Here is a 22533-nt window from a genome sequence, read left to right as displayed (position 1 = left end):
CGGGCAAGCCCGCTCCCACAGGGATCGGTGGCGTACACACATTTTGTATACGCCAGCACCCATTGTGGGAGCGGGCTTGCCCGCGATGACGGCGGTACTTTCACCGCAAAGCCTGGACCTTAGCGCTTACCCATCGAACGCCGAGTCCCCGGAGGCGCCATACCTGGGGTCTTGGTGTGGCCGTTCTTGGCGCCGTTCTTGTACCAAGGCTGGTTGGAGCCCTTGGCGGCCGCCAGTTCGCCCGGCTTGAACGGGAACTTGAACGCCGGGATCTCGGCTTTGGTTTCGCTGTCGGCGCTGGAGTCGACGCTGTCTGGCAGCTCTGCCTGCTCATCGCTCAAGGTGTCAGCGACTGGCGGTTGTTTCGGGGAAGTCATGAAAGCTCCGGGGTGATACGTAGAGTGTCGGGCGCGGTCAGCGAGCCACGAAAGGCGGCAGTATAGCGGAATGGCAGCGTCAAGCCTCAAGCGGCAAGCTTCAAGATAAAAGCGATGCAAGGGTTTTTTAGACTTGCAGCTTGGCGCTCGAAACTTGTAGCTTGCTAAGCATTCCTCACCGCCCGACGAGCCCGCCTCCATGAAAAAAACCGTCCTTGCCTTCAGTCGCGTCTCGCCTGAAATGGTCGAATACCTGAAACAAGACTTCGACGTCATCGTGCCTAACCCGAAAAACGGCGACATCAATGCCCAGTTCAATGAAGCCCTGCCCCACGCCCATGGCTTGATCGGCGTTGGTCGCAAGCTCGGCCGTGCGCAACTGGAGAACGCCACCAAGCTGGAAGTCGTGTCCAGCGTCTCGGTGGGCTACGACAACTATGACGTGGCCTACTTCAACAAACGCGGAATCATGCTGACCAACACGCCGGATGTGCTCACCGAAAGCACCGCTGACCTGGCCTTCGCCCTATTGATGAGCAGTGCCCGTCGCGTGGCCGAACTCGATGCCTGGACCAAGGCCGGCCAATGGCAAGCCACCGTCGGCGCGCCATTGTTCGGTTGCGATGTCCACGGCAAGACCCTGGGCATCGTCGGCATGGGCAACATCGGCGCGGCCATCGCCCGCCGTGGTCGCCTGGGCTTCAACATGCCGATCCTCTACAGCGGCAACAGTCGCAAGACGGGGCTGGAGCAGGAACTGGGCGCGCAGTTCCGCAGCCTGGATCAATTGCTGGCCGAATCGGACTTCGTTTGCCTGGTGGTGCCGCTCAGCGAGAAAACCAAACACCTGATCAGCCATCGCGAACTGGCGTTGATGAAGTCGAGCGCCATTCTGGTGAACATCGCCCGAGGCCCGGTGGTGGATGAACCCGCACTGATCGAAGCGCTGCAAAACAACCGGATCCGCGGCGCCGGGCTGGATGTCTACGAAAAAGAACCGCTGGCCGAGTCGCCGCTGTTCCAGTTGAAAAACGCTGTGACCTTGCCCCACGTCGGTTCGGCCACTCAGGAAACCCGCGATGCGATGGCCAACCGTGCCTTGAGTAACTTGCGCAGCGCCCTGCTGGGCGAGCGACCACAGGACCTGGTGAACCCGCAAGTCTGGAAAGGCTGATTAAACATGGGCACGTCTAACCAACGTGCCCTTTAAACTCCAATACAACCTCTATCGCAAATTACAACCCCATTAAAACAAGCGACATAACTTGCAACTCAGTCTTGACGCCCACGCTCACCCAACAACTATAAACTCCGAACAATTAAACATTCACAACCGTGAATTCGGAGAACACCTGCATGAAAAACTTCACCACCGTCTGCGCTGTAAGGAGGAGCAAAGTACTGATTGTGCTACTGGCGGGATTATTTGGATTGATGACCCTGGTCAACAACTTTACAGATTACACGGCATACTCTGATTACATCGGGCAGATCATAAGCATGAGCAACACCGAAGGTAACGAGTCCAGACGTTACAGAGCAATCACTTCAACCATGTTTCATCACCGATTCTATTGGGCGATCATAACGCTCGAGACCATATTCACATTCAGCTGCCTGATTGGCACTTATCAGCTCTACCGAAAACTTGATGCATCACGCAACGAGTTTCATGAAGCAAAAAAGTTCGGAATAGCTGGGTTCACCACCGCAATATTCGTTTACCAAACTCTGTACATCATCATCCTTAACGAATGGTTCGACCTGGAATACTCCGCTCAACGCAATGCTTTTGAATGGGCAAGGAACAATATTGAATACATGTTCCTTGGCCTGATTTATCTTTTGGTTGCCAAGGACAACTGAGTTGTCTTTCAAGCCAACTTGCCCGCCACGGGTTTGGTGCTTTCCCTGGGCTTTCGGAACACCAACACGTTACCCAACATCACCATCACCAACCCCGCCAATGCCGGTGCGGTCCATTGGTAACCCTCGGCAAACGCCGACACATTCAGCGCTACCACTGGAAACAACACCGTGCAATAAGCGGCGCGTTCAGGCCCCATGCGCCCGACCAGGGTCAGGTAAGCCGTAAAGCCGATCACCGAGCCTGGAATGACCAGGTACAGCAACGAGCCGATGTAGCGGGCATTCCACTCCATATCAAAAGGAATGCCTTTGACCAGGCACCACACCGACAACATTGCCGCACCATAGGCCATACCCCAGGCATTGGTGGTCAGCGGTTTGAGGCCGGCCTTCTGCTGCAGACTCGACAGCATGTTGCCCGCCGAAAAACACAAGGTGCCGCACAATGCCAACCCCAGGCCGAGCAAGGTTTGCGGGCTGGCGGTGTGACCAATCAATTCCGGCCAGAACAACAGACCCAGCCCGAGCAAGCCCAGCGCACCACCCATCAGTACATTGCGGGCGATTTTCTGGCCGAAGAACACCCGTGCATTAAGGGCGTTCCACAGCGTGGCTGTGGAAAACACCACCGCCACCAGACCACTGGGGATCCACTGGCTGGCCGTCAGGAAGCACATGAAGTTGATGCAAAACAGGCACAAGCCCTGCGCCAGGCAGATCAGGTGCCCGCGACGGTCCATCACCTGCAGGCGCCGGCTGAGCAGCAACATCACGAACAGCACCAGCGCGGCGAGGCCAAAGCGATAGACGATCGAAACGGGAATCGCCACCACACCCAGTTGCCATTTAAGGGCAATCCAGGTGGTGCCCCAGATCAGCACGGTCAGCAGGTACAAAAACAGGTTCATGACGAAGGCTCCTCGATAGGTGCCCAGTGTCCTGCGCCGCGCACTGACGCACTTGCATAAACTTGCGCTTTTGTCAGGCAACGGGCTGGCAGGCGAACGGCTACGGAGTAGGATGCAAGGCGTTGGAGAGAACCGATCATGGCCGCACTGGAAACACTGCAAGTCTTTCAAGCCCTCAACCGTTCGCCGAATGCTCGTCTTGAGCACAGCGCCGAGCTCGGTGACGGCTTGTCCGCAGCCTTGTGGAGCAATCACCACGACGCTCAGGATTACGAAGCGCCGAGTCACCACACGTTGTCGTGCTACATCGCCGGCGGCACCGGCACCTTTCGCCGCGATCAACCCGCCAACAAAGGCGGGCCAGACAAGTTATGCATCCTGCCCGCCGACCATCAGTCAGGCTGGGTGATCAATGGCAACATTCGTCTGGCGCACCTGTATTTCAGCCCCGAACAATTTGCCCTGGGATGCGTCACCCTGCTCAATCGCGAGCCACGGGAACTGCAACTGCGCGAGCAAACCTTTCTGGAAGATCCGCAACAGGCGCGGCGCTTCCGCCAGTTGATCAGCCTCAATTGGGACGAGCCGGGTGAGCGCATGTTGACCAGTAGCCTGGGCCACGAAATGCTCGCCCACGCGCTACTCAGCCAGGTCAGTGTCCGTCAGGGCTTGCGCCTCAAGGGTGGGCTGGCCGCGCATCAGCGGCGACATCTGGTGGAGTTCATCGACAGCCAATTGGCCGAGGCCATCAGTCTCGGGCAACTGGCTGCATTGTGTTCGCTGTCGGAGTACCACTTTGCGCGGATGTTCCGTGAGAGCTTCGGTTTGCCGCCGCATCAGTATGTGTTGGCGCGACGCCTGCACCGGGCGCGGGAACTGCTGCGCTCCACTTCGCAGCCGTTGGGCGAGATCGCATTGGCCTGCGGGTTTGCCAGTGCCAGTCACTTCACCAACCGGTTCCGCCAGGCTTTGGGTGGGACGCCGGGGGAGTATCGGCAGGCGTTTTTGCGCTGAAGCAAAATCAAAAGATCGCAGCCTTCGGCAGCTCCTACAGTTGATCTGCGAATACCCCCACCACTCAACAGGCCGAGCGTTAGCTCGCCTGCAGCTTTTGATCTTGATCCACCCGCCCCATCGGCAGGCTGAGTGGAGGCATTCATCCGGGGGTTGGGCGCGTAGCGCCGTGCGGCGCAGCCGCACACATCGAGAGGAGGTGCAGCGCAGCAAACCGGAGGCGATGCCCCCGGATGGATGCCGGAACGAAGGAACCCCGAGCCTTGGCGAGGGGCCGGACGCTCGGGGCGAGCGCTTTTTTTGCTTACTTTTTTTGAGGCGCTTGTTAAAAAAAGTGAGTCGCCGTAAGGGCGAAACCATAAGCGGCCGTTACCGCAGCGATGGATATGTACTCAGTCAACAAAAGACTGGTCGGCTGGCAGGCCGCCTTCGCGAGCAAGCCCGCTCCCACAGGTTTCGAGTGTGTGGTGATGGATGAGTACGACACAAATCCGAGCTGCCGCAGGCTGCGATCTTTTATCTTTCGCCTCAAAACTCCAAAGTGCTCGACAACGTCACCTGCCGCGAATCGCCCATCGACACAAAGAACCGGCTCGCCGCCGAGGTGTAGTACGTTCGATCGAACAGGTTCTTCACATTGAGCTGAAACTTGACCTTCTGCCCATCGAGCTGTGTGTCATAGGTGGCGAACGCATCGGCGACGGTGTAGCTCGGCAGCTCGAAATCGTTCACGGCGTTACCCGCCCGCTCACCCACGTAACGTGCTCCGGCACCGACCCGCAACTGATCGCCACCGAAGACGCTACCGAAATCATAAACCGCCGACAGCGAGCCGCTGTTCCTGGCGACGTTTTGCAGTTTCTTGCCTTTGTAGTCCGGGTCTTCAGTGACCTCGGCATCGGTGTAGGCGTAGCTGCCGATCATGCTCCAGTGGTCGCTGAGCTGACCGCTCAAGTCCAGCTCCAAACCACGGGAACGCACTTCACCGGCAGCGCTGTAGATCGTCACCGGACCTTCGGAGTTGGCCACCAGCACGTTGCGTTTCTTGATGTCGAACAGCGCGATGTTGCCGGTGACGCGGCCCGGCATATCGAGCTTGGCGCCGACTTCCCAGGACTTGGCTTCTTCCGGCGCGATGCTGCCATCGAGCACGGTGGTGCTGCCACTCAAGGGCGCGATAGTGGAGTTGGGTTTGAACGATTCGGTGTAGCTGCCGTAGAACGACAGTTCATCGGTGTAGCGGTAAACAAGGCCCGCGCGCGGCACCCACTTCTGCCCGTTGCTGTCGGTGTTGGCCTTGAACGGCACACCTTTACCGGCGTATTGGTCGTACTCCTGGAAACGTGCGCCAACCACCAGAATCCATTGGTCGGTCAGGTGAATCGAGTCCTGCATGAACACCGAATCGCTACGCAGGATGTCAGTCTGGGCACTGTCGGCCGGGCTTACGGTGGTGCCCGCGACTTCACGGCCGTACACCGGGTTGAGATAGCTGAAGGTCGTGAGGCTTTTCTGGCGGATCAGGTCTTCGCGGTAAATCTTGCGGTACTCATCATCGATACCAAACACCAGGTCATGCCGCATGCCTGCAACATCGACATTGCCTTCCAGACTCATCGTGGTGAAACGATCGGTGCTGATGGCATTCTGCGTGCCGTCCATGCTGCGGGTCAGCGTGCCTTTCTTGGTGTCGATGGCGGTGACGCGCACTTGGCTGGCGTCATAGGTTTCGCGGTTCCAGCTGTAGCCGAAATGGGCATTCCAGTTGTCGTTGAGCTCGTGATCGGCCTCGAAGTGATACAAGTCCGAGCGCCCTTCCATGTTGTTGAAAGGCTCGTCGAGACGGCGATCGCGGGGGATGTCCAGCGGATGGTTGTCACGCGGGTCGATCACTGTGCCACGGTCGAATGGCGTCAGGAATTCCCGGTGTTCGTAGGCGAACAACAGTTTTGTGCTCTCGCCAAACCAGGCCAGCGATGGTGCGACCAGGGTCTCGCGATGCACGCCGTAGTTACGCCAGTATTCTTCGTCTTCGTGGTCCAGCACCATGCGATAAGCCAACCCGGAGGTCCCGAGAGCGCCGGTGCTGTCGAAGGTACCGCCACTGCCGTTCTTGCCTTCGCCATAGGTCGAGCCGCGTACGGTCAAGGCGTTGTATTGCTCCAGCTCCGGTTGCTTGCTGACCATGTTGACCACGCCGCCCGGATCCTGAATCCCGTAAAGCAACGAGGCCGGCCCCTTGAGCACTTCGACCCGATCCACGGTGGCGTTCATGCCTCGGCCCTGCACGATCGGCATGCCGTCGCGCATGATCGAGCCATTGCGGTTGTCGCCGAAGCCGCGCGTCATCACCGAGTCTTGAGTACTGCCGAGCGTGTTGCCCTGTGTAATGCCGCTGACATTGGCCAGTGCGTCATCCAGATTGCGCGGGGCCTGATCGCGAATGACCTGGGCGGCGACCACGTTGACGGTCTGCGGTATTTCCTGAAGCGGCGCCGAGGTGCGCATCACCGAACTGGTGGGCGGAGGCTGGTAGCTCGTGGACTGATCCATCACCGAGGTAATGGTGGTCGCACCCAGATTCAACGCACCTTCGGTGGGCAGCGGCTCCAGTACCATCGTGTGGCCATCGGTACGCCGGAAGGTCAAGCCAGAACCTGTGAGCAAACGCTGCAAAGCTTGTTCAGCACTCAACTGGCCGCTGACTGCGGGCGCGGTAATGCCATAGGGCGCTTCATCGGTGTAGACCACGCTGATGCCGGTGGTGCGACTGAAGTCACTCAGGGCTTGGGGCAGTGGTTTGGCGGCCATGGAAAAGCTGAATTGCGACAGTTGCCGGGCGTTACCTTCAGCAGCTACCGCGACGCTGGACGGCAGCAGCGCCAACGCTGAAAAACTGAAGGCAGAAACACCTAACCACTGTTTGACCGAACCCGATTTTGCCCTGGACTTCATGACTCATGACCTGTGTAGAACCGCAACGGATGCGAATGACTCGCAGTTTCAGCCACTACACGGATGGCGTTCGGTTTTACCTCAGCAGAAAGTTGAAAATATTTTTGGAAGATCAAAAGATCGCAGCCTTCGGCAGCTCCTACAGGATCAACGCAACCCCATGTAGGAGCTGCCGCAGGCTGCGATCTTTGCTTTTTTCTTTCAACGCAAAATAATCAGATGCCCCAACACCTGATGCTGCTCAAACCCCAACACGCCCTGCAACGAACTCAACACCGCCTGGGGATCCTTGCTCGGAAAACTTCCACTGACCCGCCGCTTGGCCAGATCATCGTTGAGCAACACGATCCGGCCCGGGTAATAGCGCCGCAAATCCTGCACTACATCAGCCAGCGTCGCCTTGTAGTAGTTGAGCCACCCCTGGCGCCACGCCAACTGCGCTTCGCTGTCCACGGCGTGGAGTTTTTCTGCCTTGCCTTCGCCGTACGCCACTTGCTGGCCGGCTGTCAGTATTTGTTGCTCGGCATGCTTGTTTGCCGTTACACCAACCCGACCCGACAACACAGTAACCTGCGCGCCATGGGGTTGCAGGCGCACTTCAAACTGCGTTCCCAGCACCCGCGCCTGACCCTGCTCGGCATCCACTACAAACGGTTCGCCCGTGTGCGTCACGCTGAAGAAACCGGCGCCGCGACGCACTTGCACATGGCGCTCACCGTGACTGAAATCCACCGCGATGGCACTGTCGGCATCAAGGGTGACTTGTGATTGATCGGCCAGGGTGACAGTGCGGATTTCACCGGGTGCCGACACATAATCAGCGCCCAGATCATCGATCCAGCGCGCCGGTTGCCAACCGCTGCCGAGGCTGATCATCAGCACCAGGCAAGCGGCCATGGCCAACGCACCGGACCAACGCCGGACGCTACTGCGCCGCGAACGGTTCATGGCACTGAGATAACCCTGCAAGGCCAGGGCCTCTTCATCGGCCAGCGTGCGCGCCGGCACCTCACTCAACTCCCACACCACTTGTGCACGGGCATAGGCTTCGGCGTGCGCGAGATCGGCCCGAAGCCACTGGCTGAACGTGGCCTGATCACCGCTGCTCGGCTGGTCATGCAACAGGCTCAGCCAGGCCAGCGCTTGCTGCTCCTGGGCGGGTGTCGGCAGGACGGGTTCAGTGGTCTTCACAGTGCTTTCCCTGGCGTACGCGGTTCGGGTTCCCTCAGGCTTGCCTTGCAGGCCTCAAGCGCGCGCATCATATGTTTTTCCACGGCACTTTGGGACAAACCCATGGCCTTGGCGATCTCGGCGTATTTGCGGCCATGGATGCGATTGAGCAAAAAGATCTGCCGCGTGCGCTCAGGCAATGCGCGCAATGCCGCTTCCACGTGGCGCAGGTCATTGCCTGCCTCCAGCGCCGCTTGCGGCTCGCCTCCCACGCTGTCTGAAGGTTCAGCCATCAAGCCTTCGCTGGCCCGAACCCGCGTGCCTTCGCTGCGCAGATGGTCGATGGCAATGTTGCCGGCGCATCGCAGCAGATAGGTGCTGAGTTCCTCGACCTGTACCAGTGGCCTTCGCCAGAAGCGCAGGAACAGGTCCTGTACCAGGTCGGCCGCTGTCGCCCGGCAACCAACCCGCCGATTCACCAGCGCTTCCATTTGCGAACGTTGCGAAAGGAATACCTGAAGAAAATGCGCACGATCGCCGCGCTGTTCATCGCGCTCGATATCGTTGCTTTCGGGTGGGCGACCGATCATCGATTCAACACTGCGCAAGCGCGGCAAGCGGACTGACCAGCAGGCTCACCCCGGCCAACGCCAAGGCCAGGTGCGGGCGATAGGGCAGCAGCAACACCAGCAACAAGGCACTGAGCATCAGCACCGCAAACCATTGCACCAACCCAAGTTGCCAATCCGCCACCGACACCGCCACGCCCAATGACAAGCCGAGCAACAGCCAGCCTGCCACCTTCAACAACTGTCGCAAGCGGGGTGACGGTTTGCGCCCCAGCAACTCGGCATGATGCCGGTCCATCGAAAAACACAGCGCAGTGAAACCGCCATAACAGAGCAACAGGGACAGCAACATTCAGTTCGCCTCTTGCTCAAGGTGGTTCGTTTGAGTGCCTTGGCGGACGATTGCAGCCTTCCCGGCGCGCTGCATTTTCCAGGCAGCCCAAGCGAGAAACAGCCCGCTGACCAGACAGGTGAGATCGAAACCCGCCATGACCCAATCACCTTGTACCAGCGAGGCACCGAGGTGATACGGCGTGGTCAACGCGTTCAGCAACGGCACGCCGGCAAACAACAACGCGGCCAACACCAACTGCTCCACCCACGCCGCGCGACCCCGGCGGACCATGGCATGCAACAGGCTCAAGCCCCAGGCGATGAAGAAGCTGTTGATCTCCCAACCGGCCCGCTCGGCCACGCCGATCGGCAGCAAACGGTTGGCCCAGAAGAACACCGCCACCGCAACGAGCAGCCCTGACATGCTGGCAATGTTCAGCACGTCCACCAGCCGCAGTTCGAAGGGCATCACGCCGCTCCTGGCGTGTTTGAGTTGACGCTTGCCGAGCCAGATCACCAGCCCGGTACCGATCATCGCCGTGCCTGCCAGCCCGCAAAGGAAGTACAACCAGCGCAATACCGGGCCGGCGAAATTGCCCATGTGCAACCCGTAGAAGGTGCCCGTGACAGCCATTGGCAACGATTGCGCCGAGGTCGCGGTGAGCAGTTGACCGGTGGCACCATTGAAAGTCACGGCAGTGCCAAAGTCGTGGACCACGCGCGAGCCTCTCACTCGCGCCAGCACCACCGAAGCATTCGCATCGCCCGGATTGTTCACCGTCACACGCCCGACCGGTGCGCCCGACCACTGCTCGCGAGCCTTTTCCAGCATCGGCGCCAATGGCATCAACGGCGTAGCGATTGCGGCAGCTTCCATGGTATTGGCCGCTGGAAACACGTCACTGAAGAATTCCTGAACGCCACCTTTGTACGAGGCCAGAATGCTCGCCGGCATCACCAGGCTCATGAAGATGACCAGGCTGCTGTAGGTGATCATCAGGTGAAACGGCAACACCAGCACACCCACCGCGTTGTGCCCATCGAGCCAGGAGCGCTGGCCCTTGCGTGGACGGAAGGTGAAGAAGTCCTTGAAGATTTTCTTGTGGGTAATGATGCCGCTGATCAGGGCGACGAACATCACCATGGCCGCGGCGGTCGTCAGCCAGCGACCCCATGGATACGGCATTTGCAATTGGTAATGGAAGCGGTAGAAGAACTCGCCAGCCCGGCTGTCCCGGGCCTGGACTTCACTGCCGGTTTGCGGGTCGAGGAGCTTGTCCGTCAGTTGGCCGCGTTCACCGGGCTTGGCCAGCAACGGTTGCCAACGTACTGATAGCGCGGGTTCACGGGCGGTGGGCAGTTCAATGATCCAGCGTGAAGCACCAGCGGCGTGCTGCTGAAGATAAGCCTGAGCCAGGGCCAGGCTGGCTTCAGGGGATACCGAGCGTGCGGGGATTTCCGGCTGCATCCAGTGACTGGTCTCGTCCTTGAAGTAGGCAAGCGTGCCGGTCAGGAAAATCGCAAACAGCAGCCAACCGAAGACCAGACCGGTCCAGGTGTGCATCCAGGCCATTGCCTGACGAAAGCCTTCTTTCATGACGGCTCCATCCAGTACGCCAGCCCTGCCGACGCTGCCAGAATCAGGCTCGACAGGATTAATCCGAACCAGGCCCGCCACGCCGTTCGACAGGCAAAGCACCAGATCACCGCCAGCAGATAAACCACGAACGAGCTCAGCATTCCCGTCACCGCGGCTTCAGCGCGGGCCACTGGCACCCAAAGGGTCAGGCAGACACTCGCCAGCGCCGCGACGACATAACCGCCGAACACTGCCGCGAGCACCCGCGAGGTGACCGCCAGTCGATAGGAAACGGGGAGCGTCTTACTTTTGGCTTTCATGTTGCGACCTTGGAACCGGGTGAGGCGGCGTGAACGTCACGGGGCCAGCAAGGCGCAATACTAATGATAAATATTCTCATACGCAAAACTGTCTGCAGGACGATCATGCTCGCCCACAGGTGCTTCACAAACAAAACGGGCCTGCAATGCAGGCCCGTTTTAGTTGGGGAGGAATCAGCTGTCAGCCGTTAAGCGCAGCCTGTTCGTTTTCCAGAAATTCTTCCTCCAGCAGCCGGTCGGCATGGGCGCCACTCTCGATGGGCACCACATTGGCGCGTTTGCCGCGCAATTTGCCAAACATATGCTCTAGCGCATGTTCAAGTTTTACGGCTGCTCCGTCGATCGCCTGCTCCATGGTAGTGGCTTTATGGGTGACGGAAATTGGTTGATGGCCTTTTGGCCGCGCTTCCAGTTGGCAGCGCATATCGTGGGGACCGGGCTTGTCGCCGTTCTCGTCCCGCAGATGAACCTCGACGCGTGTCAGGTCTTCTTCATATCGTTCGAGCGTGCTCTCAATTGTCGTACGTACCCACTCCTCCAGTCGTTTACTGCCTTGAATATGGTTATCGCTATTGACTTGGATTTGCATAGTTCATCCCTTATTTCAGCTAGCTCGCGAGAGGCCGGTCAGCTAAGCCCTTGGGCGTCGTCACCGTGACCTCTTACTTACACAATCGGTCTGTACGCTGAACAATTCAACCCCTAAAAAAAGATAAATTTCCAATCACAAAAAAAACCGGACAACCGGCGAAAGCGCTGTTAAGGTCGGGAGTTCCTTCGCCCCGCCCTTGCGTAATAATTGCTCACACTTACCGCTCCCCCAGCGGATGCAAAGCGCGAAAAATCCCTGCCTCTTCCACCAGCCAGTCATGCACCGCACGCACGCCCGGATGGCTCAGCGCCCCAGGTGCGTAGAGCAACATGTAGCGCTTGTGATTGGGCACCGTCAGGCCGAACGGCACGATCAACGCCCCGCGCTCCAGTTCATCGTTGAGCAACGTTCGCCGGGCGATGGCGACCCCCATTCCGGCGATGGCCGCTTCGATGGTCAGGTGGTTGCGATTGAACGTATGCCCGCGCCGCACATCCGCGCCTTCAAAGCCGATGGCATTGAGATAGAACTCCCATTCCGCATATTCGTAACTGCCGCGCCAGGCCGTCATGTCGTGCAGCAACGGGAAATGCATCAGGTCCGCGGGGCCATGCAACGGCGGACGCCCGCGCAACAGGCCCGGTGCACAGACCGGAAAAATCTGCTCGTCGAGCAAGGCTGTGGATAACAGCCCCGGATAGCTGCCGTCGTTCAGGTCGATCGCCAGGTCGAAATCACCCTCATGCAGAGGCACGCTGCTGTCCTCGGCCACCAAACGTAACTGAATGTCCGGAAACCGTTGCTGCAAACGTGGCAGACGCGGGGTCAACCATTTGCTCAGGAACGAAGGAATCGAACGTACCCGCAATGTCCCGCTGATCATGCCTGCGTCCAGCCGGCGCAGTTCTGCATCGATGCTGCCATAAGCCTCATTGACAGTAATGGCCAGCCGTTGGCCTTCTGCGCTGAGCTCCACTCCCCGGGCTCGCCGATGAAACAGGCGAAAACCCAAGCGCTCTTCCAATTGGCGAATCTGCTGGCTGACAGCCCCCGGGGTGATGTGCAGTTCTTCAGCGCAGCGCGTAAACGACAGGTGCCGTGCGGCACAGGAAAACACCTGCAGCCACACATAAGTCTGGGCGTGTAATTGACGGCTCATCGTTTAGTCCTGCTAAAGGCTGTCTTAGGAAGTTTCGTTGGTCACACGGGATCGAGGGAGGCAGTATCGCTGAAATTGCGCTTGTCCTCCAAAAATGGCGGCGATTGATCTTCCATTTCAGGAATAGGCTTTAGCATGGCTATCAGTGTTTTCGATCTCTTCAAAGTCGGTATCGGTCCGTCCAGCTCCCATACCGTCGGCCCGATGCGCGCCGCTGCGACCTTCGTCCAAGCGCTGGTCGATCAGGCTTTGCTAAGGGATGTGCGCCGCGTGGAAATCCGACTCTACGGCTCCCTGTCGGCGACCGGTGTCGGTCACGCCACCGACCGTGCTTGCGTCATGGGTTTGATGGGCGAGTGGCCGGACCGTATCGACCCCACCACCATCGATAGCCGAATCCACACGTTGCGCGAAACCGGTGAACTGTCCCTGGCCGGACAAATGAACATTGCCTTCAACTGGTCCCGCGATCTCCTGCTTCTCGACGAGAGCCTGCCCTACCACCCCAACGCCATGTCTCTTACAGCCTTCGGTGAGACCGGCGAACTGTTCGAGCAAACGTACTACTCGATAGGCGGCGGTTTCATCATCGAAGCGGCCGAAGCCGAGTCCGGTGTTGCCCCTGCCAGCGACGTGGTGTTGCCATACGATTTCTCCAGCGCCGTCGAATTGCTCCACCTCTGCAACGAGCATGGCTTGCGGGTTTCCGAGTTGATGATGGCCAACGAGCGAGCGTGGCGCAGTGACGCCGAGATTCGCCAGGGCCTGTTGCACATCTGGTCGGTGATGCGCGAGTGCGTCGAGCAAGGGCTGCACCACGAAGGCATTCTTCCGGGCGGTCTGAATGTTCCGCGCCGCGCGGCGAAACTGCACCGCAGCCTGCAAGAAATCGGCAAGCCGAATGTCATCACCTCGACTTTGTCGGCCATGGAATGGGTCAACCTGTACGCCCTCGCCGTGAACGAGGAAAACGCCGCCGGTGGGCGCATGGTCACAGCACCGACCAACGGCGCAGCGGGGATCATTCCAGCGGTGCTGCACTACTACATGAAATTCAATCCGCAGGCGTCGGAAGATGACGTCGTAGCGTTCTTTCTGGGCGCGGCGGCGGTTGGCATCCTTTGCAAGAAAAACGCCTCGATCTCCGGTGCCGAAGTCGGCTGCCAGGGTGAGGTCGGTTCGGCCTGCGCCATGGCAGCCGCCGGTTTGGCCGAGGTACTGGGCGCTACACCGGAGCAACTGGAAAACGCCGCGGAAATCGGCCTGGAACACAACCTGGGCCTGACCTGCGACCCGGTCGGCGGCTTGGTTCAGGTACCGTGCATCGAGCGCAACGCGATTGCCGCCGTGAAGGCAATCAATGCCACGCAGATGGCCCTGCGCGGCGACGGCATACATTTCATCTCCCTGGACCGGGTGATCCGCACCATGCGCGATACCGGTGCCGACATGCACGACAAATACAAAGAGACCTCGCGGGGCGGCTTGGCCGTGAGCTGGGTGGAATGTTGATCGCTTAAGAGGCACGTAGACGTTTATTGCCCTGAATCGGGCAGCCTGTAGGAGCGAGCTTGCTCGCGAAAAAAATAATGGCCGTTGTAGACCAACCGGTTTCACGCGTGATCGTTCACCATCTTCGCGAGCAAGCTCGCGCCTACATTGTCCGACAATCTACCCGGCATGCACCTTGCTAAGCCCTTGGTAGGAGCTGCCGAAGGCTGCGATCTTTTGATCTTCAGCGTTTTCAAATACGCCAAAAATCAAAAGATCGCAGCCTGCGGCAGCTACTACAGAAAGTACGTCATGAAGGCCGATGGTCCGGTATCGCGAACTAATCCTGATATCGACCGGTCAACAACTGCACGTTCAATCAGGCGGTGACGCATCATGGACAACCCTTTTCAGCTCATTACCGATGCCTTTGCAGCGGATTATCAGATCAACCTGAGCATTCAGGGATTGGACGGGCGCATCATGCTGACCCTGTCCAACTGTGGTCACATAGTCGCCAAACGCATGATCAGTGCCGAGCAGCGCAATGACACCGAGCGCCTCAAACGCCTGGTGCAGAGCATTCAGTTCGGCATCGCCATCGAACAGGGCCACAGCGCCGTGGCCGTCCTCGAAGCCATGACCGATGGCAGCACACGCAACCTGCCGCCACCGACCAGCAAAGGTCGTCCCCGACCCGCCATGGGTCTTTAAATCTCGCCTTTTTCTACTTCCGGATGTTCACTGGAGCCCGCACCTGTTTTGCGGTGTGGGTTTTCGATCTTCACCGACGGAAACTGCGACGAAGCGTAACGCACCACCAGAATCGCAAACGCCAGCAGCAGAATTCCAGCGCACAGGTAGATGATCCCCAGGTCAGGTGGATTGTGGTGCGACACGTTGGAAATCAGCAGGCGCGTCAGCGCAGTGATCGCCACATAGATCAGGAACCGCACGGGCATGTGGTTGGTCTTGAAATAAATCCCGACCATCGCCCCCAGTTCCAGGTAAATGAACAGCAGCAGGATGTCATCGATCTTGATGTGGCCCTGCTCGATCATCCCCAGGAATTCCATCACCGCGGCCCATGCGGTCACGGCACCAATGGCGAACAACGCCAGGTAGTGGAACGTCTCGACGAACAGGTTGCCCAGCGACTCGGCCAGTTCATGCACGTTCTGGCGCAGCTTTTCGGCCCAGTTGATTTTCACGATGATACTTCCTTAGGTCGGCTCGACCGGATAATGCGGGTTGGACGTGACGGTTGTTCTGCATGCAGAAAGAAGGCCACGACATGATGGCGAGCGGCTGTATTTTGCGCTCCGTGGCGTTTGGTCGCACCGCTGCGGCCTGCGCCTGACAAACCCTGAATCCGGACTACATTAAAAAGCCACTACCCAAAGCAAAGGGATTCGCTTATCCTTTTAGCTGTATAAAAATACAGTAGTCGAAATCGACAACCAATGTGAAGGCATGTGAGGTGGTGAATGGCCGTCGAAGTGGTATACCGCAGCAGCCGAGATCTGGAGCGCTTGTTCATGGATAAAGCCGAAGCTGACCGTCATGACAAAATGCTCGAACTGGCTGAATTGCTGGCTGAAGTGTTGCAAAAAGCCGTTCCGTCCCTGACCGAGCAGCAAGTGGAAGAAGCCGGGATCTACATGGCGAAGAACCGCGATGTGTTCGCCAAGGCATTCAAGAGCCAGCCGGACGCACTGTCCGAATTGCTGAGCGCACCGGTTGAAGAAGTTGCGCCAGCGGTTGAGGTGGTTGAAGCCGAAGAACCTGCGCCACCGGCCAAACCGGCCAAGGCACCGAAAGCGGCAAAGTAACACCTGGATTGGCGACATCCGAATTGAACAGGCCCTGAGTCCAATGGCTCAGGGCCTTTTTCATACCTGTGGATAAACCCGTGCGGGCGTCATCGGTACAACACTTTCTCCGCCAACTCATCCGCCACCCGAGCCGGCGAACGCTTCTCTGCCTGCGCGTGGGCAAACACCTCTGTCAATCGGGAACTGATTTTCGACAGGTGCGCAGTGATGGTCGCTAACTCTTCGCCACGATGTTTGAGCGATACGTATATCAACCCGCCTGCATTGATCACGTAATCCGGTGCATACAGGATCCCCCGCCGCTCCAGTTGATCGGCGACGTCCAGATGGGTCAGTTGGTTGTTGGCTGAACCGGCCACCGCCGAGCAACGCAGTTGCGTCACGGTGTGGCTATTGAGCACTCCACCCAGACCGCAGGGTGCGAGGATGTCGCAAGGCGTGCTGAGTAGCGCATCGTTGGCGATCGGGTGAGCACCGAGCTGCTCCATGGCCAGTTGCACCTTGCCGTGATCGATGTCGCTCACCAGCAACTCGGCACCAGCGGCATGCAGCTGTTCCGCCAGCGCAAACCCCACGTTGCCCAAACCTTGGATGGCCACGCGCAGGCCTTCGAGATTATCACTGCCCAAGCGGGCCATGGCGGTGGCGCGAATACCGGTGAACACACCCATTGCGGCATGGGGCGCAGGGTCACCTGCCGAGGTAGTACTGGTCACATGCTGGGTCTGTTGGGCGATGCAATCCATGTCCGCCACCGACGTACCGCTGTCGATGGCAGTGATATAGCGCCCGTCGAGCTGATCGATACAGCGCCCGAAGGCTTCGAACAGTGCTCCACGGTTCGCGACATGAGCCGGTCGCATGATCACCGCTACGCCGCCACCCTGGGCCAGGCCCGCCAGCGCAGCCTTGTAGCTCATGCCCTGGGCAAGGCGAACGGCATCCTCGACCGCGGACTCGTCGCTGGGGTAGGCAAGGTAACGACAACCACCCAGGGCAGGCCCCAGGCGGCTGTTATGAATGGCAATGACCGCCTTCAACCCGGTGACCGGGTCAACGCTCAGATGCAGCGATTCAAGGCGAGTGCTTTGCATGAGAGCGAACATCGTAAGGCTCCCGAATCACTTCTTGTAGTCGCCAGTATAGGCTTGCGCCCAAAAATTGCTGAAGCGCACCGGAATAAGCGAGGCCGCCATAGAGCCATTCGGAAATAACCTGTTGCTGCCTTGGTGCGGCACTGGACGAATGCGGGAGACGGGGCTAAAACGAGGCATTGCCCGGAGATTTTGATGACGCCGCGCCAATCGTTTTTCGCTTGCCTGCAACGTTCACCGCCCGCGCTGTTCGAGGCGGCGCTGTGGATTGCCGCCGAACATGACAGCGAGGTGAACCCCGAGACGCTGCTGGTGAATTTCAGAGAGCTGCAACAACGGATCAGTGGCAGCTTGCCGATGTTGCCGGTCAGCGAACTGGCACAGCCACTGTTGCGGCGCATGAATGACCTGGGGTTTGCTCAGGACGATTCCACGCCTTTGCGTCCGCAAGTCGCGTTACTCAATAAAGTGCTGGAGCGCCGGCGCGGGCAACCGCTGGCTTTGGGGCTGATTGCACTGGAGCTGGCCAGGGGTTTGGAGATCCCTATGGTCGGCGTCAATTTCCCGGGGCATTTTCTGCTGCGCGTGCCGGGCGCCGATCACCTGCTCGACCCCTGCGGCGGCCGTCGACTCTATCCCAACGATTGCCGGGAATTGCTGCAACGCCAGTACGGCCCGAACATGAATCTCAGCGCCGAGCATCTGGTGACCGCGGAGCCCGTGCAAATGTTGCAACGGCTCTCGCGCAACCTGCGTCAGCTGCACCTCTCAAACGACGACTTTATCGGCGCCCTGATTGACGCCGAGCGTGTGCTGGACCTGGGCAACGCCAGTTCCTCCGATTACCTGGCCCGAGCCAGCCTGTATCAACGCCTGGAGTGCCCCAACGCCGAGCGCTTCGACCTGGAGCATGCACTGCTGCTCAGTGATGATCCGATCCAGCGGATTCGACTGACCGAACGCTTGGGGCATTTGCCGCCCAATTCCATCGTCCATTAACAACGAACCTGGCAGCGACTGGGTTTGTGGAAGCGAGCAAACTCGCCCCACAAACAGGCGAAGGCAAGGCGTTATGGCGTGTCTGGCTGATTGGCCGGATGGGCCTTGATGAAGGCCGGATGAGTTGTGGCCAACGCCGCCACTCGTCTAATACGCGGGAAAGCATCGAGAGAAATGTTGAAACGCTCGGCCGCGTACAGTTGCGGAATCAGGTAGACATCGGCCAGACCTGGCTCAGGCCCGAAGCAGTAACCTTCGTCACCGATCAACTGCTCCACGGTCGCCAGACCCTGGCTGATCCAGTGCCCGATCCACTCCACCACCTGCGGTTCATCGTGGCCCAACTGCCTTAGGCGGTTGAGCACGCTGACGTTGTGCAGCGGATGCACATCGCAGCCGATTACTGCCGCCACGCCGCGCTCATGAGCACGGGCAGCGAAGTCTTTGGCCAGCAGCGGAGACTGTGGATAACGCTCTTCCAGGTACTCGATGATCGCCGGTGACTGGATCAACAACTCGCCTTCATCGGTGCGCAAGGCCGGCACGCGACCTTGCGGATTGATACTCAGATACGGCGTTTGACGATGCTCACCACCGGGCGGCGCGATCAGGTTGATCGGCAACGCTTGGTAATCGAGCCCCTTCAACGCCAACGCAATCCGCACCCGATAGGACGATGTCGATCGATAGTAGGTATAGAGTTCCATGCTCCTTCCCTCTTAGCGCGCCGGCAACACTTTGCCGCGGCATTCACCGAACCCGATGGAAGCGAAGCCTTCGCGACTGCAACGGCCACGCAGGATGATTTCGTCGCCGTCCTCAAGGAACTTGCGTACCTCGCCCGAGGCCAGTTCGATCGGCTTCTTACCGCCTTCGGTGATCTCCAGCAGGCTGCCAAACTGGCCGTTTTCCGGCCCCGACAAAGTGCCCGAACCGAACAGATCCCCCGCTTGCAACTGGCAACCGTTGACGCTGTGATGCGCGACCATTTGCGCCACGGTCCAATACATGTGCCTGGAGTTGCTCAGGGTCAGGCGATGGGCCGGCAGGTTCTGTTCGCGCATGGTTTCGGTGAGCAGCAATACTTCCAGCTCGATATCGAAGCCTCCAGCCGCCTGGTCGCGCTTGTCGAACAGGTACGGCAGCGGCTGCGGATCACCATCGGGGCGCGCAGGCTGGGCAATGCGGAAAGGCTCCAGCGCTTCAGCGGTGACGACCCACGGTGAGATGCTGGTGATAAAACTCTTCGACAGGAACGGGCCCAAAGGTTGGTATTCCCACGCCTGAATGTCCCGCGCCGACCAGTCGTTGAGCAGGCAGAGCCCGGCAATGTGATCAGCGGCGTCACCAATGGCGATGGAGTCGCCCATGTCGTTGCCTTGACCGATCCAGATGCCCAACTCCAGTTCGTAGTCCAGACGCGCACAAGGGCCAAAAGTCGGTTCAGTCTGGCCGGCCGGCAAGGTCTGGCCTTTCGGACGACGCACGTCGGTTCCGGACGGGCGAATGGTCGAGGCACGACCGTGGTAGCCGATCGGTACGTACTTGTAGTTCGGCAGTAACGGATTGTCCGGGCGAAACAGTTTGCCGACGTTCTGCGCGTGCTCGATGCCCACGTAGAAGTCGGTGTAGTCGTTGATTTTAGCCGGCACGTGCATTTCGCAATCCGCCGCCAACGGCAGCAGTTTTGCGCCCTGGGCTTCGATCTTGCCGTGCAGGGTACTGCCTTCGCTCAACAGCTCCAGCAAGCGTTCGCGCAGCGCCACGCGAGCCTCACGGCCCAACTCAAAGAAGGCATTGAGCTGGCCGCCACGGGTCGCTTCGACTGCGGCCTTGGCTTTGCCGTCAAACAGGCCGGCATCAAGGCCAGCCTCCAGATCGAAAATATGCTCGCCAATGGCCACGCCACTGCGCGGTGCCGAACCCTTCACGCTGAACACGCCCAGCGGCAGGTTCTGCAGTGGAAAATCAGCATGGCCGTTCGCGGAAGCAACCCAGCTGCGAGGGATGGAAGTCTGCGTCATGGGTTATCTCCGGGTCGGGTCGAAAGTGGCGGGCAGCGTGGCCCAGCAAGCATCGTAGTTGGATTGCAGTTGCGGGCATTCGAGGGCAAAACGGCTCGGACGCAGCACTTGGCTGGTCTCGAACATGAAGGCCATGGTGTTATCGATTTTCGCCGGTTTGAGGTCAGCGTTGATCGCTTTGGTGCAGGTTTCGCCATCCGGGCCGTGGGCGCTCATACAGCTGTGCAACGACGCACCACCGGGCAGGAAACCTTCGGCCTTGGCGTCGTATTCGCCTTGAATCAGGCCCATGTATTCGTTCATCAGGTTGCGATGGAACCACGGTGGACGGAAGGTTTTCTCGGCCACCATCCAGCGTGGCGGAAAGATCACGAAGTCGAGATTGGCCAGGCCATGCACGCTGGTCGGCGAGGTCAACACGGTGAAAATCGACGGGTCCGGATGATCGAAACTGACGGTGCCGATGGTGTTGAAACGGCGCAGGTCATATTTGTACGGCACGTTGTTGCCGTGCCAGGCGACCACGTTGAGCGGCGAATGATTGAGCTCGCACGCCCACAACTGGCCGAGGAACTTCTGCACCAGCGTGGTGGGTTGTTGCAGGTTTTCGTAGGCCGCCACCGGGGTCAGGAAGTCCCGCGGATTGGCCAGGCCATTGCTGCCAATCGGCCCCAAGTCCGGCAGACGCAGTGGCGCACCATGGTTTTCGGCGACGTAACCACGAGCTTGCGGGTCGAGCAGTTCGATGCGGAATTTCAGGCCGCGTGGCAGTACGGCAATTTCCAGCGGTTCCAGTTCAAGCACACCGAGTTCGGTGGCAATGCGCAGGCGCCCCAATTCAGGCACCAGCAACATCTCGCCGTCGGCATTGAAGAACACGCGCTCCATGGAACGGTTGGCGCGGTAGTTGTAGATGCTGATCCCGGCCGGTTTTTCTGCACCCGAGTTGGCGGCCATGCTCACCAGGCCGTCGATGAAATCGGTCGGCTCGGCGGGAATGTCCAGCGGGTTCCAGCGCAGGCGATTGGGGGTCACGTCACCCAGCGGGCCGCCGGCCAGTTGCCGATCAAGCTTGACGAACGCCGGATGGTTGGCCGACGGCTGAATGCGGTACATCCAGGTGCGACGTGCCTCGCTGCGCGGCATGGTGAACGCCGTGCCGGAGAACAGTTCGGTGTAGAGGCCGTACGGGGCCTTTTGCGGGGAGTTCTGGCCGACGGGCAATGCGCCGGGCAACGCTTCGCTGCTGAATTCGTTGCCGAAGCCTGACAGGTAAGCCAACGCTGGCGTCGTTGAATCGGGGTTCATGGAGCCTCCTGAACAGGGAGTCGGCCGTGGCCGCTCGCTCTGATGCAGAGGTCGAGGCACGCCCGAGTTGTTTTTATCGTAATTTGATTACGCATAACGTAATTTGATCGACATCCACCGTCAAGCTATAAAGACGCCAATTTGTTTCCGGATCACAGTGCCTCCATGGAAAAAACCAGCGACAACAACGGTAAACAGAAAGTCCGCTCGGCCGAGGTTGGCACCGACATCCTCAAGGCTCTGGCCGAGTTGTCGCCCTCGACTTCTCTGTCGCGCCTGGCCGAACATGTGCAGATGCCGGCGAGCAAGGTTCACCGCTATTTACAGGCCTTGATCGCCAGCGGCTTTGCCGAACAGAACGCTGCCACCAACCATTACGGCCTGGGCCGTGAAGCCTTGCGCGTGGGGTTGGCGGCACTCAATAGTATGGACGTGCTGAAAGTCGCCGCGCTGCCACTCGCCGAGTTGCGCGATGACTTGAACGAAACCTGCTTTCTGGCGGTGTGGGGCAATCAGGGCGCGACCGTGGTGCATATCGAACCGGCGGTGCGCGCGGTGACGGTGGTGACACAACTGGGCTCGGTGTTGCCATTGCTCAGTTCTTCGACAGGACTGGTCTTCGGTGCTTACCTGCCTGCACTTGAAACCATCGACTTGCGCGCTCAGGAGTTGCACAACAGCAGCGCCCACGCCTTGGCCGATCCGCAGGTGTACACGACGATGTGCGAGCAGATCCGCCAACGGGGCCTGCATCATGTGCATGGGTTGTTGATGCCCGGCGTGGATGCCTTGTCGGCACCTGTGTTCAACGCGATGGGCAAGATTGCCGCAGTACTGACCGTGGTCGGGCCGACCTCGCTGTTTCACGCCGATGAAAACGGTCCGGCAGCGCAGCGCTTGTTGGCGGCCACCCGAGCGGTGAGCTGGCGCATGGGGT

At 59.3% G+C, this 22533-nt stretch carries 22 protein-coding genes and 1 pseudogene; 8 read left to right on the top strand and 15 right to left on the bottom strand.

Annotated features, from left to right (window positions below; genetic code table 11):
- Nucleotides 1–119: 119 nt before the first annotated feature.
- Nucleotides 120–377 carry a hypothetical protein gene (locus ACRESJ_RS17015; protein WP_431758944.1) on the bottom strand — a complete coding sequence of 86 codons (258 nt, stop codon included), beginning with the start codon at nt 375–377 and terminating at the stop codon, nt 120–122.
- Nucleotides 378–576: 199 nt separating this feature from the next.
- On the opposite strand from ACRESJ_RS17015, the gene ACRESJ_RS17010 reads away from it, so the two are divergent.
- Both ACRESJ_RS17010 and ACRESJ_RS17005 read left to right on the top strand, forming a co-directional pair.
- The gene (locus ACRESJ_RS17010) at nt 577–1551 is read left to right on the top strand and encodes a 2-hydroxyacid dehydrogenase (protein ID WP_431758943.1); all 975 of its coding nucleotides are present in this window, start codon (nt 577–579) and stop codon (nt 1549–1551) included.
- A 182-nt stretch (nt 1552–1733) separates the two neighbouring features.
- Nucleotides 1734–2243: a DUF2165 family protein gene (locus ACRESJ_RS17005; protein WP_431758942.1), complete on the top strand. Its 510-nt coding sequence runs from the start codon at nt 1734–1736 to the stop codon at nt 2241–2243.
- An 8-nt stretch (nt 2244–2251) separates the two neighbouring features.
- On the opposite strand, the gene ACRESJ_RS17000 is transcribed toward ACRESJ_RS17005, so the two are convergent.
- A complete protein-coding gene (locus tag ACRESJ_RS17000; RefSeq protein WP_431758941.1) occupies nt 2252–3154 on the bottom strand; it encodes a DMT family transporter in 903 nt (300 codons plus the stop codon).
- A 138-nt stretch (nt 3155–3292) separates the two neighbouring features.
- On the opposite strand from ACRESJ_RS17000, the gene ACRESJ_RS16995 reads away from it, so the two are divergent.
- Nucleotides 3293–4168, top strand: coding sequence for a helix-turn-helix domain-containing protein (locus tag ACRESJ_RS16995; RefSeq protein ID WP_431758940.1), 876 nt, complete (start codon nt 3293–3295; stop codon nt 4166–4168).
- Between the two features lie 528 nt (nt 4169–4696).
- Here the strand turns inward: ACRESJ_RS16995 and ACRESJ_RS16990 are convergent.
- The 8 genes from ACRESJ_RS16990 to ACRESJ_RS16955 all read right to left on the bottom strand — a co-directional run bounded on the left by ACRESJ_RS16990 (nt 4697) and on the right by ACRESJ_RS16955 (nt 12845).
- The gene (locus tag ACRESJ_RS16990) at nt 4697–7123 is read right to left on the bottom strand and encodes a TonB-dependent siderophore receptor (protein WP_431758939.1); all 2427 of its coding nucleotides are present in this window, start codon (nt 7121–7123) and stop codon (nt 4697–4699) included.
- Between the two features lie 201 nt (nt 7124–7324).
- The gene (locus ACRESJ_RS16985) at nt 7325–8314 is read right to left on the bottom strand and encodes a FecR family protein (RefSeq protein WP_431758938.1); all 990 of its coding nucleotides are present in this window, start codon (nt 8312–8314) and stop codon (nt 7325–7327) included.
- Nucleotides 8311–8883, bottom strand: coding sequence for an RNA polymerase sigma factor (locus ACRESJ_RS16980; protein ID WP_431758945.1), 573 nt, complete (start codon nt 8881–8883; stop codon nt 8311–8313). The genes ACRESJ_RS16985 and ACRESJ_RS16980 overlap by 4 nt, the downstream gene beginning before the upstream one ends.
- Before the next feature lie 4 nt (nt 8884–8887).
- Entirely contained in the window at nt 8888–9214 is a 327-nt protein-coding gene (locus tag ACRESJ_RS16975) for a DUF3325 domain-containing protein (RefSeq protein WP_431758937.1), read from the bottom strand.
- A complete protein-coding gene (locus tag ACRESJ_RS16970; RefSeq protein ID WP_431758936.1) occupies nt 9215–10792 on the bottom strand; it encodes a PepSY-associated TM helix domain-containing protein in 1578 nt (525 codons plus the stop codon).
- Nucleotides 10789–11094: a DUF3649 domain-containing protein gene (locus tag ACRESJ_RS16965; RefSeq protein WP_431758935.1), complete on the bottom strand. Its 306-nt coding sequence runs from the start codon at nt 11092–11094 to the stop codon at nt 10789–10791. The genes ACRESJ_RS16970 and ACRESJ_RS16965 overlap by 4 nt, the downstream gene beginning before the upstream one ends.
- A 181-nt stretch (nt 11095–11275) precedes the next feature.
- On the bottom strand, nt 11276–11683 hold the full coding sequence (locus ACRESJ_RS16960) for an HPF/RaiA family ribosome-associated protein (RefSeq protein WP_431758934.1): 408 nt from the start codon (nt 11681–11683) through the stop codon (nt 11276–11278).
- Nucleotides 11684–11903: 220 nt separating this feature from the next.
- Nucleotides 11904–12845, bottom strand: a complete 942-nt coding sequence (locus ACRESJ_RS16955; protein WP_431758933.1) for a LysR substrate-binding domain-containing protein — start codon at nt 12843–12845, stop codon at nt 11904–11906.
- A gap of 135 nt (nt 12846–12980) precedes the next feature.
- Here ACRESJ_RS16955 and ACRESJ_RS16950 point away from each other — a divergent pair, with 135 nt between their 5' ends.
- Nucleotides 12981–14357, top strand: a complete 1377-nt coding sequence (locus ACRESJ_RS16950; RefSeq protein WP_431758932.1) for an L-serine ammonia-lyase — start codon at nt 12981–12983, stop codon at nt 14355–14357.
- Between the two features lie 375 nt (nt 14358–14732).
- Nucleotides 14733–15050 carry a DUF3509 domain-containing protein gene (locus ACRESJ_RS16945; protein ID WP_431758931.1) on the top strand — a complete coding sequence of 106 codons (318 nt, stop codon included), beginning with the start codon at nt 14733–14735 and terminating at the stop codon, nt 15048–15050.
- Here the strand turns inward: ACRESJ_RS16945 and ACRESJ_RS16940 are convergent.
- The gene (locus ACRESJ_RS16940; protein WP_431758930.1) at nt 15047–15547 is read right to left on the bottom strand and encodes a phosphate-starvation-inducible protein PsiE; all 501 of its coding nucleotides are present in this window, start codon (nt 15545–15547) and stop codon (nt 15047–15049) included. The genes ACRESJ_RS16945 and ACRESJ_RS16940 overlap by 4 nt on opposite strands.
- 276 nt (nt 15548–15823) lie before the next feature.
- On the opposite strand from ACRESJ_RS16940, the pseudogene ACRESJ_RS16935 reads away from it, so the two are divergent.
- Nucleotides 15824–16063 (top strand): annotated as a pseudogene (locus ACRESJ_RS16935) (YebG family protein); the annotation flags it as partial.
- A gap of 194 nt (nt 16064–16257) precedes the next feature.
- Here ACRESJ_RS16935 and ACRESJ_RS16930 read toward each other — a convergent pair.
- Entirely contained in the window at nt 16258–17277 is a 1020-nt protein-coding gene (locus ACRESJ_RS16930) for a Glu/Leu/Phe/Val dehydrogenase dimerization domain-containing protein (protein WP_431758929.1), read from the bottom strand.
- Between the two features lie 183 nt (nt 17278–17460).
- Here ACRESJ_RS16930 and ACRESJ_RS16925 point away from each other — a divergent pair, with 183 nt between their 5' ends.
- Nucleotides 17461–18264 (top strand): SirB1 family protein, encoded by an 804-nt coding sequence (locus ACRESJ_RS16925; protein WP_431758928.1) that lies wholly within the window; start codon nt 17461–17463, stop codon nt 18262–18264.
- Nucleotides 18265–18335: 71 nt separating this feature from the next.
- Here the strand turns inward: ACRESJ_RS16925 and maiA are convergent, their stop codons facing one another.
- Genes maiA through hmgA form a run of 3 tightly spaced genes read right to left on the bottom strand, consistent with a single transcriptional unit; the run spans nt 18336 to nt 21596 of the window.
- Entirely contained in the window at nt 18336–18971 is a 636-nt protein-coding gene (maiA, locus tag ACRESJ_RS16920; RefSeq protein WP_431758927.1) for a maleylacetoacetate isomerase, read from the bottom strand.
- Between the two features lie 12 nt (nt 18972–18983).
- Nucleotides 18984–20288, bottom strand: coding sequence for a fumarylacetoacetase (gene fahA, locus ACRESJ_RS16915; RefSeq protein ID WP_431758926.1), 1305 nt, complete (start codon nt 20286–20288; stop codon nt 18984–18986).
- A 3-nt stretch (nt 20289–20291) separates the two neighbouring features.
- Nucleotides 20292–21596, bottom strand: a complete 1305-nt coding sequence (hmgA, locus tag ACRESJ_RS16910; RefSeq protein ID WP_431758925.1) for a homogentisate 1,2-dioxygenase — start codon at nt 21594–21596, stop codon at nt 20292–20294.
- Between the two features lie 165 nt (nt 21597–21761).
- Between hmgA and ACRESJ_RS16905 the strand changes: the two genes are divergently transcribed.
- A partial coding sequence (locus ACRESJ_RS16905; protein ID WP_431758924.1) for an IclR family transcriptional regulator occupies nt 21762–22533 on the top strand: 772 nt, incomplete at its 3' end.

The sequence above is a fragment of the Pseudomonas sp. genome (assembly GCF_050739655.1).
GTDB lineage: Bacteria > Pseudomonadota > Gammaproteobacteria > Pseudomonadales > Pseudomonadaceae > Aquipseudomonas.
Note: the sequence above shows the minus strand (reverse complement) of the source record. Positions and strands in the feature narration are given on the sequence as shown.

What these genes read in the sequence shown, in the direction of transcription:
- ACRESJ_RS17015 (WP_431758944.1), bottom strand. Translation starts at nt 377, where the DNA reads ATGACTTCCCCGAAACAACCGCCAGTCGCTGACACCTTGAGCGATGAG.
- ACRESJ_RS17010 (WP_431758943.1), top strand. Translation starts at nt 577, where the DNA reads ATGAAAAAAACCGTCCTTGCCTTCAGTCGCGTCTCGCCTGAAATGGTC.
- ACRESJ_RS17005 (WP_431758942.1), top strand. Translation starts at nt 1,734, where the DNA reads ATGAAAAACTTCACCACCGTCTGCGCTGTAAGGAGGAGCAAAGTACTG.
- ACRESJ_RS17000 (WP_431758941.1), bottom strand. Translation starts at nt 3,154, where the DNA reads ATGAACCTGTTTTTGTACCTGCTGACCGTGCTGATCTGGGGCACCACC.
- ACRESJ_RS16995 (WP_431758940.1), top strand. Translation starts at nt 3,293, where the DNA reads ATGGCCGCACTGGAAACACTGCAAGTCTTTCAAGCCCTCAACCGTTCG.
- ACRESJ_RS16990 (WP_431758939.1), bottom strand. Translation starts at nt 7,123, where the DNA reads ATGAAGTCCAGGGCAAAATCGGGTTCGGTCAAACAGTGGTTAGGTGTT.
- ACRESJ_RS16980 (WP_431758945.1), bottom strand. Translation starts at nt 8,883, where the DNA reads ATGATCGGTCGCCCACCCGAAAGCAACGATATCGAGCGCGATGAACAG.
- ACRESJ_RS16975 (WP_431758937.1), bottom strand. Translation starts at nt 9,214, where the DNA reads ATGTTGCTGTCCCTGTTGCTCTGTTATGGCGGTTTCACTGCGCTGTGT.
- ACRESJ_RS16970 (WP_431758936.1), bottom strand. Translation starts at nt 10,792, where the DNA reads ATGAAAGAAGGCTTTCGTCAGGCAATGGCCTGGATGCACACCTGGACC.
- ACRESJ_RS16965 (WP_431758935.1), bottom strand. Translation starts at nt 11,094, where the DNA reads ATGAAAGCCAAAAGTAAGACGCTCCCCGTTTCCTATCGACTGGCGGTC.
- ACRESJ_RS16960 (WP_431758934.1), bottom strand. Translation starts at nt 11,683, where the DNA reads ATGCAAATCCAAGTCAATAGCGATAACCATATTCAAGGCAGTAAACGA.
- ACRESJ_RS16955 (WP_431758933.1), bottom strand. Translation starts at nt 12,845, where the DNA reads ATGAGCCGTCAATTACACGCCCAGACTTATGTGTGGCTGCAGGTGTTT.
- ACRESJ_RS16950 (WP_431758932.1), top strand. Translation starts at nt 12,981, where the DNA reads ATGGCTATCAGTGTTTTCGATCTCTTCAAAGTCGGTATCGGTCCGTCC.
- ACRESJ_RS16945 (WP_431758931.1), top strand. Translation starts at nt 14,733, where the DNA reads ATGGACAACCCTTTTCAGCTCATTACCGATGCCTTTGCAGCGGATTAT.
- ACRESJ_RS16930 (WP_431758929.1), bottom strand. Translation starts at nt 17,277, where the DNA reads ATGTTCGCTCTCATGCAAAGCACTCGCCTTGAATCGCTGCATCTGAGC.
- ACRESJ_RS16925 (WP_431758928.1), top strand. Translation starts at nt 17,461, where the DNA reads ATGACGCCGCGCCAATCGTTTTTCGCTTGCCTGCAACGTTCACCGCCC.
- maiA (WP_431758927.1), bottom strand. Translation starts at nt 18,971, where the DNA reads ATGGAACTCTATACCTACTATCGATCGACATCGTCCTATCGGGTGCGG.
- fahA (WP_431758926.1), bottom strand. Translation starts at nt 20,288, where the DNA reads ATGACGCAGACTTCCATCCCTCGCAGCTGGGTTGCTTCCGCGAACGGC.
- hmgA (WP_431758925.1), bottom strand. Translation starts at nt 21,596, where the DNA reads ATGAACCCCGATTCAACGACGCCAGCGTTGGCTTACCTGTCAGGCTTC.